General features: G+C 61.5%; 9 protein-coding genes. 6 read left to right on the top strand and 3 right to left on the bottom strand.

Going from position 1 to position 10,943, the window contains the following annotated elements; all coding sequences use genetic code 11:
• Positions 1–69: 69 nt before the first annotated feature.
• Complete coding sequence (locus KJQ12_RS16040; RefSeq protein ID WP_015256460.1) at positions 70–309, bottom strand: hypothetical protein; 240 nt, start codon at positions 307–309, stop codon at positions 70–72.
• 92 nt (positions 310–401) lie between these two features.
• On the opposite strand from KJQ12_RS16040, the gene pth reads away from it, so the two are divergent.
• The 4 genes from pth (at position 402) to KJQ12_RS16020 (ending at position 6,080) form a co-directional block, all read left to right on the top strand.
• Entirely contained in the window at positions 402–962 is a 561-nt protein-coding gene (gene pth / locus KJQ12_RS16035; RefSeq protein ID WP_213485904.1) for an aminoacyl-tRNA hydrolase, read from the top strand.
• 64 nt (positions 963–1,026) lie between these two features.
• On the top strand, positions 1,027–1,257 hold the full coding sequence (fin, locus tag KJQ12_RS16030) for an anti-sigma-F factor Fin (RefSeq protein WP_015256458.1): 231 nt from the start codon (positions 1,027–1,029) through the stop codon (positions 1,255–1,257).
• Between the two features lie 157 nt (positions 1,258–1,414).
• Entirely contained in the window at positions 1,415–4,966 is a 3,552-nt protein-coding gene (gene mfd / locus KJQ12_RS16025) for a transcription-repair coupling factor (protein WP_213485902.1), read from the top strand.
• A complete protein-coding gene (locus KJQ12_RS16020) occupies positions 4,953–6,080 on the top strand; it encodes a peptidylprolyl isomerase (protein ID WP_213485901.1) in 1,128 nt (375 codons plus the stop codon). The genes mfd and KJQ12_RS16020 overlap by 14 nt, the downstream gene beginning before the upstream one ends.
• 80 nt (positions 6,081–6,160) lie before the next feature.
• Here the strand turns inward: KJQ12_RS16020 and KJQ12_RS16015 are convergent, their stop codons facing one another.
• Positions 6,161–6,385: a hypothetical protein gene (locus KJQ12_RS16015; protein ID WP_213485899.1), complete on the bottom strand. Its 225-nt coding sequence runs from the start codon at positions 6,383–6,385 to the stop codon at positions 6,161–6,163.
• On the opposite strand from KJQ12_RS16015, the gene KJQ12_RS16010 reads away from it, so the two are divergent.
• Entirely contained in the window at positions 6,371–7,327 is a 957-nt protein-coding gene (locus tag KJQ12_RS16010; RefSeq protein WP_213485897.1) for a LysR family transcriptional regulator, read from the top strand. The genes KJQ12_RS16015 and KJQ12_RS16010 overlap by 15 nt on opposite strands.
• 77 nt (positions 7,328–7,404) lie before the next feature.
• On the opposite strand, the gene adhE is transcribed toward KJQ12_RS16010, so the two are convergent.
• Positions 7,405–10,137, bottom strand: a complete 2,733-nt coding sequence (adhE, locus tag KJQ12_RS16005) for a bifunctional acetaldehyde-CoA/alcohol dehydrogenase (RefSeq protein ID WP_213485887.1) — start codon at positions 10,135–10,137, stop codon at positions 7,405–7,407.
• Positions 10,138–10,417: 280 nt separating this feature from the next.
• Here adhE and KJQ12_RS16000 point away from each other — a divergent pair, with 280 nt between their 5' ends.
• Positions 10,418–10,879 carry an Hsp20/alpha crystallin family protein gene (locus KJQ12_RS16000; RefSeq protein ID WP_213485885.1) on the top strand — a complete coding sequence of 154 codons (462 nt, stop codon included), beginning with the start codon at positions 10,418–10,420 and terminating at the stop codon, positions 10,877–10,879.
• The last annotated feature ends 64 nt before the right edge of the window (positions 10,880–10,943 follow it).

Raw genomic sequence — 10,943 nt, 5'->3', positions numbered from 1 at the left:
CCCGCATGTACGGTGGTGTGAGAGGTCGGGGGCTAGCCGCCCCCTCCTACTCGATTTATGGCCGGACGCTCAATAACCCGGACGCGAGACGAAGGTGAACACGTTCCGGTCGAAGTCGATGTTGTTGACGCGGACCGAACGGCTGTTGAACCATTCGACAAATCCGATCTCCTGATGTACGCCTCCCAGGTAGATCTGAATCGGCACGCCATGGTCGATGTGATCCTGGAAATGCTGGTCTTCATGCAGCCTCTGTCCGTTCTCGTACACGACAAACAGCGCGCTTCTCGACAACATTTCGTTGACCATGCGATCACCTCTACCTATAATGACAATTTAGACGATCGAATCGTTGCAGGGCGGCCGATATCTTCTGGTCAGGGAAGGGGGACAGGTGCACGATGAGATGGATCGTCGGACTCGGCAATCCCGGGCCAGCCTATCAGTCGACCCGGCACAATGTCGGCTTCATGGTCATCGACGAGCTCGCGCGCCGGTGGAATATCAGCGTCACGCAGAGCAAGTTCAAGGCGCTTGTCGGGGAAGGCCATGTCAAGGGCGAGAAGGTGCATCTGCTGAAGCCGATGACCTACATGAATCTGTCCGGGGAATCGCTCCGGGCGTTTCTCGATTTCTACAAGGCGGACATCGCCGATCTGATCGTAGTCTACGACGATCTGGATACGCCGCTCGGCAAAATCCGGCTCCGCTATCAGGGCAGTTCGGGCGGCCACAACGGCATCAAGTCGATCATCCAGCATCTCGGCACGCAGCAGTTCAACCGGATCCGGATGGGCATCTCCCGCCCGGCTCCCGGACGCGAGATTGTCGATTACGTGCTCTCGCCGTTCGACAAGGCGGAAGCGGAGCAGCTGAAGACGATGATCGCAGCCGCTTGCGATGCGGTAGAATATGCGCTCGAACACCCTTTTGAGAAGGCGATGGCGAAATTCAACGGATAGCAGCCGATAGTTCTCCCGAAAACCGGGCATAATGGTGACATACCGGTTCTTCAGGAGGCATACGATGGCTGTGAACTACGTCTGCCGGCACTGCCGGACGCCGCTCGGATCGCTCGACCGGGACGATCTGAGCGAGGCGGCGCTGGGCTTTCATTTCTTGACCCCCGAAGAACGGGGCGATATAATAGCGTATGACGCGGCGGGCAATGTAACCGTCAGAGTGATCTGCGATTACTGCCGCGAAGCGCTGGAGGCGAATCCGGAGCTGCTGCTGATCGAGAGCCCGCTGCAATAGCGGGGGCGCGTTCCCCGAATCGAGCTTAAGCAGGAGGGCGGACGATCGCCGGCGCTGCCGGTCAGCGGTTGTCCTCCCTTGAGACAGCCTCGGCGAAATGCGCCGAGGCTCTTTTCCTGTTGGACGAACCCGGAATTTGTAAGCGTACCCGGTTCTTATGGAAAGCAGGTGCCACAAGTTGGAAAGACTGATCGAGGCTTTCGCTGCCGATCCCGATGTCCGATTGATCATGGACGGCATCGGCAGCGGCATGCGCGAACAGATGATATCCGGCCTGGCGGGCTCGTCCCGGCAGGTTATGCTTGCTGCGATCCGGCGCGGGCTGAAGCGCCCGATGCTGATCGTCACGCACAATATGTTTGCGGCCCAGAAGGCCGCGGAAGATCTGCAGGAATGTCTGTCCGGGGACGAAGTGCTGCTCTACCCGGCGAACGAGCTTGTCGCCGCGGAAGCGGCCATCTCGAGCCCGGAGACGATGGCGCAGCGGATGGACGTGCTCATCCGTCTGACCCAGGGATTCCGCGGCATTGTTGTCGTGCCGTACAGCGGCCTGCGGCGATTCCAGCCGGCCCGCAGCTATCTCTCGGAGGCCCGCATTCCGCTTGCGGTCGGCGAGGAGCTGCCGATGGAGGCTTTCTTGCGCCGCATGGTCGAGCTCGGTTACGAGCGGACGGACCGCGTCGAGCGCAAGGGCGAGATGAGCGTCCGCGGCGGCATCGTCGACTTCTACCCGCTGACGAGCGAGACGGCCATCCGCGTCGAATGGTTCGATGACGAGATCGATTCGATCCGCACGTTCGATCCGTCCGACCAGCGGTCGATCGACAAGATGCAGTCATTCGTCGTCACGCCCTGCCGGGAAATCGTCGCGGACGAGCAGCGCATGAAGAACGCGGCGCAGCATGCGTTCGAGCTGCTCGAGGCGCAGCTTCAGAAGATGACCGACCGGCAGGCGAAGTCGCGGCTGGAGGAAGCGATCGGCGAGGAGATCGAGAAGCTGCGGCAGCACGCCTATTTCCCCGAGATCTACAAATATATTTCTCTGCTCTTCCCGGAGCGGGAGACGCTTCACGATTACATGCCGCAGGACACGATTCTCGTGCTCGACGAGCCGACGCGGCTGATCGAGACGTCGAAGCAGCTGGAGCGGGACGAGGCGGAATGGACGACGGCGCTCCTGTCGAACGGCAAGACGCTGCCGGGCTTCGCCACCGGCGTGGAGGCGGAAGCCGCGCTGTTCAGGCAGCCGTTCCAGACGCTCTATCTGCAGCTGTTCCTGCGGCAGGTGCCGCACACGCAGCCGCAGAACATCGTTAACATCGTCACCCGCGCGATGCAGAATTTCCACGGCCAGATGAACGTGCTGAAGGCGGAGACGGAGCGCTGGCGCAAGGCGGGCTCGACGATCATGATGCTCGCCGGCAGCGCCGAGCGGATGGCGCGGATGGAGAGGGTGCTGCGCGACTACGGCATCGAGCCGCCGATGCTCATCCAGGGGAACCTGCAGAGCGGGTTTGAGCTGCCTTCCGTGCGGCTGGTCGTCGTCACCGAAGGCGAGATGTTCTCGCAGAAGCAGCGGAAGGCGCGGCGGGTCGAGCGGAAGATCGACAATGCCGAGCGGATCAAGAGCTACACCGAGCTGAAAGTCGGCGACTACGTCGTTCACCAGAACCACGGCATCGGCAAATATATCGGCATCGGCACGCTCGAGATCGGCGGCGTGCACAAGGACTACCTTCACATTCTGTATGCGGGCGGCGACAAGCTGTCCGTGCCGATCGACCAGATCGACCTGATCCAGAAATATGTCGGCAGCGAGGACAAGGAGCCGAAAATCAACAAGCTGGGCGGCAGCGAATGGAACCGCGTGAAGAACAAGGTCCGTTCGTCCGTCCAGGACATCGCGGAAGATCTGGTGCGGCTGTATGCCGAGCGGCAGGCGACGCCGGGACATGCGTTCCAGAAGGATACGCCGTACCAGCAGGAGTTCGAGGCGATGTTCCCGTACGAGGAGACGCCCGACCAGCTGCGCGCCATCGAAGAGATCAAGCGCGACATGGAATCGCCGCGGCCGATGGACCGGCTGCTCTGCGGCGATGTCGGCTACGGCAAGACGGAAGTGGCGATCCGCGCCGCGTTCAAGGCCGCCATCGAAGGCAAGCAGGTGGCGGTGCTCGTGCCGACGACGATTCTCGCCCAGCAGCATTACGAGACGTTCCGCGAGCGGTTCGCGGGCTATCCGTTCAACGTGCAGGTGCTGAGCCGTTTCCGTTCGCGCAAGGATCAGACGGAGACGATCAAGGGGCTCAAGGCCGGAACGGTCGACATCGTCATCGGCACGCACCGGCTGCTCTCCAAGGACATCGTATTCAAGGATCTCGGGCTTCTCATCGTCGACGAGGAGCAGCGCTTCGGCGTGACCCACAAGGAGAAACTGAAACGGCTGAAGACGAACGTCGACGTGCTGACGCTGACCGCGACGCCGATTCCGCGGACGCTCCACATGTCGATGCTCGGCGTGCGCGACCTGTCGCTGATCGAGACGCCGCCCGAGAACCGTTTTCCCGTGCAGACCTACGTCGTCGAATACAGCCCGTCCCTCGTGCGGGAAGCGATCGAGCGCGAACTTGCGCGGGGCGGGCAGGTTTACTACCTGTACAATCGCGTGCAGGGCATCTATCAGATGGCCGAGCAGATCTCGGCGCTCGTGCCGGACGCCCGCGTTGCCGTCGGCCACGGCCAGATGTCCGAACAGGAGCTCGAGAAGACGATCCTCGATTTCCTCGACGGCGAGTTCGACGTGCTCGTGAGCACCAGCATTATCGAGACGGGCGTCGACATTCCGAACGTGAACACGCTCATCGTCCATGACGCCGACAAGATGGGGCTGTCGCAGCTTTATCAGCTGCGCGGACGGGTCGGCCGTTCGAACCGGATCGCCTACGCCTATTTCACGTACCGGCGCGACAAGGTGCTGAACGAGGCGGCCGAGAAACGGCTGCAATCGATCCGCGAATTCACCGAGCTCGGCTCCGGGTTCAAGATCGCGATGCGGGACCTCGCGATCCGCGGCGCCGGCAACCTGCTCGGCGCGGAACAGCACGGCTTCATCGCCTCCGTCGGGTTCGACATGTATTCGCAGATGCTGGCGGAAGAAATCGCGAAGCGCAAGGCGTCGCTGCTCGGACAGCCGGAGCCGGAAGTCCGGGAAGTGAATACGGCGATCGACCTCGCGATGGACGCGTATCTGCCGTCGGAATACATTTACGACAGCATGCAGAAGATCGAGATCTACAAGAAAGTCGCGGTCATCCGGGAACCGGAGGAGACCGACGACCTGCGCGAAGAACTGGTCGACCGGTTCGGCGACCCGCCGGAAGCGGTCGAGAATCTGCTCGCGGTCGCCCGGCTGAAGGCGTACGGGCGCAGATGCGGCATTGAACAGATCACGCAGCGCGGCGACGATTTGATCCTGAAATTCGCGCCGGCCGAAGCGGAGCGCATGGACAAGAAGCAGATCGACAGACTCTGCTTCAAGTTCGAAAACCGGTTCAGCCGGCAGACGGCGCAGCAAGGGTCGCAGCCGACCATCCTGATGCGCGGCCAGGGACTCGCGGACGGCGCCAAATTGGCGATGCTGGAGCAATTTCTGTTACAATATGAAGAAGCGCTCAAACCGAAAGGAGAACTACAAGATGTGGCTCAATAGACGGAACGCGATCAGGCGTCTTGCCGCGCTTGCCCTGACTTGCGCGCTCGCGGGAACGCTGGCCGCCTGCGGCGGCAAGGATGACGGCGGCGTGCCCGGCGAGGGCAAGGGCGATCCGGTCGCGACCTACCAGGGCAAGACCGTAACGGATACCGAATTCAACAAGTATCTCTCGCTGCTCGAACTGACGTCGCCGATGGAGGCGATGTATATCGAGTACATTCCGGGATACAAAGAGCAGGTTCTCGAGCGGTACATCATCTACAAGGAATACGCCGCCAAGGCGACCTCCGACGATGTGAAGCAGGCCGAAGAGTCCGCCGCGACGTTCCGGGGACAGCTTGACGAGGTGCTCAAGGACGAGGCGCAGAAGGAAAGTATTAAACAAATTCTAGACAAGTCGGGCCTGACGAGCAAGGAAGCCGAACGGCTGCTGAAGATGCTCATTTCGGGCGAATTGGCCATCGACAAGAAATTTCAGGAGATCAAGAATGCCGTAACGGAAGACGAGATCCGGGCGGAATTCGACAAGGCTCCGTCCGACTACAACATCGTCACCGTGCGCCACATTCTGGTCGCGACCACCGATTCGGCGACGGGCGAAGAGAAACGGACGGAGGAAGAAGCGCTCGCGCGCGCGAAGGAAGCGCGGGCGAAGCTGATCGCGGGCGGCAGCTGGGATGAGCTGGCGAAGGAATATTCCGACGATCCGGGTTCGAAGGACAACGGCGGACTGTACGCGGACGCGAAGGCGGGCGACTGGGTCGAAGCGTTCAAGCAGGCGGCCAACACCCAGCCGATCGGCGTCATCGGCGAGCCGGTGCTCACGAGCTACGGATACCATGTCATCAAGGTCGAGAAGCGTGAAGAAATGACGTTCGACAAGCTGCCCCAGGACAAGAAGGACGCGATCCGCGAGTCGCTTGCGGCTCCGAAGTTGAATGAAGAGATGGAGAAGGAACTCGAAGCGCTCGGGATCGAGATCAGCCTGCCGCAGGAAGAGACGCCGGCCGAAGACGGAAGCGGCGAAGAGCCGCAAGGCGAAGCGGGCGGCGATGGCGAAGCCTCGCAAGATGATGCAGGCGGCGACGCCGGGGGCGAAACGGCGCAGTAAGGCGCGCAAAGCGGACAAGCAGACCATGAAAATAACAAAAAGGTATCGTCAGGGCTCCGTGAAATGCGGAGTCCGTTTTTTTATGCAGCTTGCCCAGTGATCTTTTTTACTTTTTTCGCCCGGATTTTGGTGTAAGATGGATGCTGCCCTTTTGCGGAACCGGTGCGGTTCGGCCTGGAGGAACGGGAAATGAACGAAACAGGGGAGGTATTGATGATGAACGTGTTGGAAGCCATCGAAACGCGGCGGGAAATCACGTCGTTCGGGCAGAGATAAGCGGGGAGATCCCGATGAATCTGCAGCATTTGAAATACATCGTCGAGGTGGCCAAGGCGGGCTCCATCTCGCTGGCCGCCGAAAACCTGTTCATGAACCAGCCGAACCTGAGCAAGGCGATCCGGGAAGTCGAAGCGGAAGTCGGCACGGACATTTTCCGGCGGACGCCGCGGGGCATCGTGCCGACGGAGCAGGGGGAAGCCGTCATCGAATACGCCCGGCGGATCATCCGGGAAGTCGAGGAAATGAAATCTTTCTGCCGCGAGGACCGGCGCAACAAGATTTCCTTCAGCCTGCGCGCGCCGCGGTCGGGCTACATTTCCCAGGCGTTCGCGCGGTTTGTCGTCCGCCTCGACAAGACGAAGGAGCTGGACATTCAGTTCCGCGAATCGAGTTCCCTCAACACGATCAAGCGGGTGGAGGAAGGCGGCTACAACCTGGGCATCGTCCGCTGCCTGAAAAGCCAGGAACGCTATCTCCAGCAACTGCTCGGCCGCCGGCTGAAGCGTGAACTGGTGTGGGAGTTCGAGGGCCGCGTGCTGATATCGCGCACCAATCCGCTGGCGTCGAAGGATACGGTCACCGCGGGGGAACTGGAAGTCGGCACGGAAATTTTGTACGGCGACCTGAGGGCGGCTTCCCTTGCCCGGGAAGACCGCCGGCCGGAGGAAGAGCGGATCGTGATCAGCAAGCGGCGGGTGTTTGTCTCCGAGCGGGGCAGCCAGATCGAATTGCTGCACCAGGACCCGTCCAGCTACATGTGGTTTTCGCCCATGCCGGACGATCTGCTGAGAAGGTACGGGCTCGTGCAGATCCGCTGCAAAGCGTCTTCCCCCGTCTTCCGCGATGTGCTCATTTACCGGGAGGACCGGAAACTGTCGGAAGCCGATCGCCTCTTTCTTGAGGAGCTGTATCGGGTGCGGGACGATCTCGACCGCCGCATGCGGGACCGGACGCGAACGCCGGGTTGAGGCGGCTCCGGTCCGCGACGCCGCCCATGGCGGCTTCGACGGAACCGGAGACGCCCCGTTCCGCTGCGGCTGCGCGGTCACTCACCTCCTTCCCGGCGGACGATTCCGGCGCAGGCGTCTTTTGCCGGTCTGCCGGCGGCCGCGCGTTCGGCCGCGCCGGCCGCATGCCCCCCGGCTGCCCGGTTTGCCGCACCTTCATGCGTGCCGTAGTAGGCGTTCAGGTACAGCTGTTTCAGTTCGGCGAAGAGGGGGTAGCGCGGGTTCGTGCCCGTGCATTGGTCGTCGAAGGCCTGCTCGGCCAGGTCGTCCAGCTTTTCCAGGAATTCTTCCTCGTCGATGCCGTAGTCGCGGATCGTTTTCTTGATGCCGAGTTTTTCCTTCAGCTCCTCAATTTTGCGGATCAGGCTTTCCAGCTTCTCTTCGTCGGTGGCGCCCGGCAGGTTCAAAAATTCCGCGATTTCGGCGTAGCGCCTGAGCGTGCGCGGATGGTCGTATTGCGGGAACGTCCCCATCTTGGTTGGCGCCTCGGCGGCGTTGTAGCGCATCACTTCGGTGATGAGGAGCGCGTTCGCAATGCCGTGGGGCAGACGGAACGCCGCGCCGAGCTTGTGGGCCAGCGAATGGCAGATGCCGAGGAAGGCGTTGGCGAACGCCATGCCGGCGATGGTGGCGGCGTCGGCCATTTTCTCCCGGGCGGCCGGATCGCCGGCGCCCTTCTCGTACGCGCGGGGCAGGTAGTCGAAGATCAGCTTGATCGCCCTGAGCGCCAGGCCGTCGGTGTAGTCGGTCGCCATCATGGAGACGTACGCCTCCAGCGAGTGGGTGAGGGCGTCGATGCCGGAAGCGGTTGTCAGGCCTTTCGGCATGTGCATCATCAGGTCCGCGTCGACGATGGCCATGTGGGGCATCAGCTCGTAGTCCGCCAGCGGATATTTGATGCCCGTCTTCTCGTCGGTGATGACGGCAAACGGCGTCACTTCAGAACCGGTGCCCGCCGTCGTCGGAACGGCGACGAATGCGGCTTTCCGGCCCATCGGCGGAAACCGGTACACCCGCTTGCGGATGTCCATGAACCGCATCGCCATGTCCATGAAGTCGGCGTCCGGATGCTCGTACAGCACCCACATGATTTTCGCCGCGTCCATCGGCGAACCGCCGCCGACGGCGATGATGACGTCCGGTTCGAAGGCGGCCATTTGTCTTACGCCTTCCTGCGCGCAGGCCAGTGTCGGGTCGGGCTCGACCTCGAAGAAGGTGGCGTGGGCGATGCCGAGTTCATCCAGTTTGTCGGTGACCGGTTTCGTCAGACCGTTTTTGTAAAGGAAATGGTCGGTGACGATGAACGCCCGCTTTTTCCCCATGACGGTCTTCAGTTCGTCAAGGGCGACTGGAAGACATCCCCGTTTGATGTACACTTTCTGCGGCGCCCGGAACCAGAGCATGTTTTCTCTCCTTTCGGCGACGGTTTTGATGTTGAGCAGATGCTTGACCCCGACGTTCTCGCTGACGGAGTTGCCGCCCCAGGAACCGCAGCCGAGGGTGAGGGAGGGCGCCAGCCTGAAGTTGTACAGGTCTCCGATGCCGCCCTGGGACGACGGCGTGTTGACCAGGATGCGGCACGTCTTCATGCGGGCGGTGAAGGCGTCCAGTTTGTCCCGCGCGCCGACCGGGTCGAGATAGATCGCCGCGGTGTGGCCCATGCCGCCGTCGGCGACAAGCCGCTCCGCTTTGTCCAGGGCGTCGGCGAAATCCTTCGCGCGGTACATGGCGAGGACGGGCGACAGTTTCTCTCGGGCGAACTCCTCGGACGGATCGGTGCGCTCCACTTCGCCGATCAGGATTTTGGCCGCTTCCGGCGCCTTCACGCCGGCTATTTCGGCGATCCGGTGCGCCGGCTGTCCGACGATTCCGGCGTTGAGGACGCCGTTGATGAAGAGTGTTTTGCGCACCTTCTCCGTTTCGTCCGGATCCAGGAAGCAGCAGCCGCGGTCGGCAAATTCTTTTTTCACCCTGTCATAAATGCCGTCCAGCACGATGACCGCCTGCTCCGAAGCGCAAATCATGCCGTTGTCGAACGTTTTGGAATGGATGATGGAGTTCACGGCGAGCCTGATGTCGGCGCTGTCGTCGATGACGGCCGGCGTGTTGCCCGCGCCGACGCCGACGGCGGGCTTGCCGCTGGAATAGGCCGCCTTCACCATGCCCGGGCCGCCGGTGGCAAGGATGAGATCCGCTTCCTTCATGAGCAGGTTGGTCAGTTCCAGCGAAGGGGCGTCGATCCAGTCGATGATGCCTTCCGGGGCGCCCGCTTCCACCGCCGCCTCCAGCACGATTTTTGCGGCCGCGATGGTGCAGTTTTTCGCCCGGGGATGCGGGCTGACAAGGATGCCGTTGCGCGTCTTCAGCGCCAGCAGGCATTTGAAGATGGCCGTCGACGTCGGGTTGGTCGTCGGGATGACCGCGGCGACGATGCCGACGGGTTCGGCGATCTTTTTGATACCGTAGGCGGGATCTTCCTCCAGGACGCCGCACGTTTTCACGTCGCGGTAGGCGTTGTAGATGTATTCGGAAGCGTAATGGTTCTTGATGACTTTGTCTTCGACGACGCCCATTCCCGTCTCTTCCGCGGCCATTTTCGCCAGCGGGATGCGCGCCTTGTTGGCCGCGGTGGCGGCGGCGAGGAAGATGCGGTCCACCTGCTCCTGCGTGAAGGAGGCAAAAAGGGCCTGCGCCTTTCTCAGCCGGTCAAGCGCCCGTTCCAGCTTTTCCGCGCTGTCGACGGGTTCCCGGTGCAAAACGGTTTCCGCCATGGTTCTCTCCTCCTTTGTTCAGGGGATTTTTTTGGTGGGTAACTTTGTGAAAATTGTAACATACTTTGCCGAACCCGCAGTAGATGCAAAAAAGGCATATCGATATATGCGGATCGACATGCCTGACGAATAATTCGAACTATTCGTTCATTTTATGTGAGTTCATGATCTGGCTGCCGCGGGTGTCTGAAGCGCCGTGGGAGGGGGAGCCATGCACCGACCGCGCCCATTCGATATATGCTGTAGCAGACCAGGCGACACAGGGAAAGGAGCGCGGACCATGAAGCAGCAGACGCCGGCGGAACAATGGGATGCCTTTGAGAAAGCGATGCTGGAGGCGTTCCCGTTTCTGCCCAAAGACTTCACCCGCGCCGGCATCGTCGACTCCTCCTGGCTTTCGGACGTCGTGCAGAACTCGATCAACCGGTTTATTGATCAGGAGATGAAGTCGAAGTTTCCGAATTCCGTTTTCGGCAGCGCGCTGAACTACGATACGTTCGAGACGCATCGCAGCGTCATCGTGCGCCTGCGGCTGCCGGAGGATCTCAATCCCCGCGAGCTGGAGATGTCGATCAGCTGCCACAAGGTGCGGATCAAGCTGCCGTCCGGGGTGAAGCAGGAAATTCCGCTGCCGAAAGCCGTAAGCCCGAGGAAGGCCCGGACGACGTTCAAGGGCGGCATTCTGGAGCTTCGCCTGCCCAAGACCAGGGAGCCGTTCTATCCGCTCTATGTGGGCGGGTAAAGACGGCGCGCAGAAGGAAAAGCGGCCGGCCGGGATTGAAGCCCGGCCGGCCGCTTGCGTCTCC

It is taken from the genome of Thermobacillus xylanilyticus (assembly GCF_907165215.1).
GTDB classification, from domain to species: domain Bacteria; phylum Bacillota; class Bacilli; order Paenibacillales; family Paenibacillaceae; genus Thermobacillus; species Thermobacillus xylanilyticus.
Note: the sequence above shows the minus strand (reverse complement) of the source record. Positions and strands in the feature narration are given on the sequence as shown.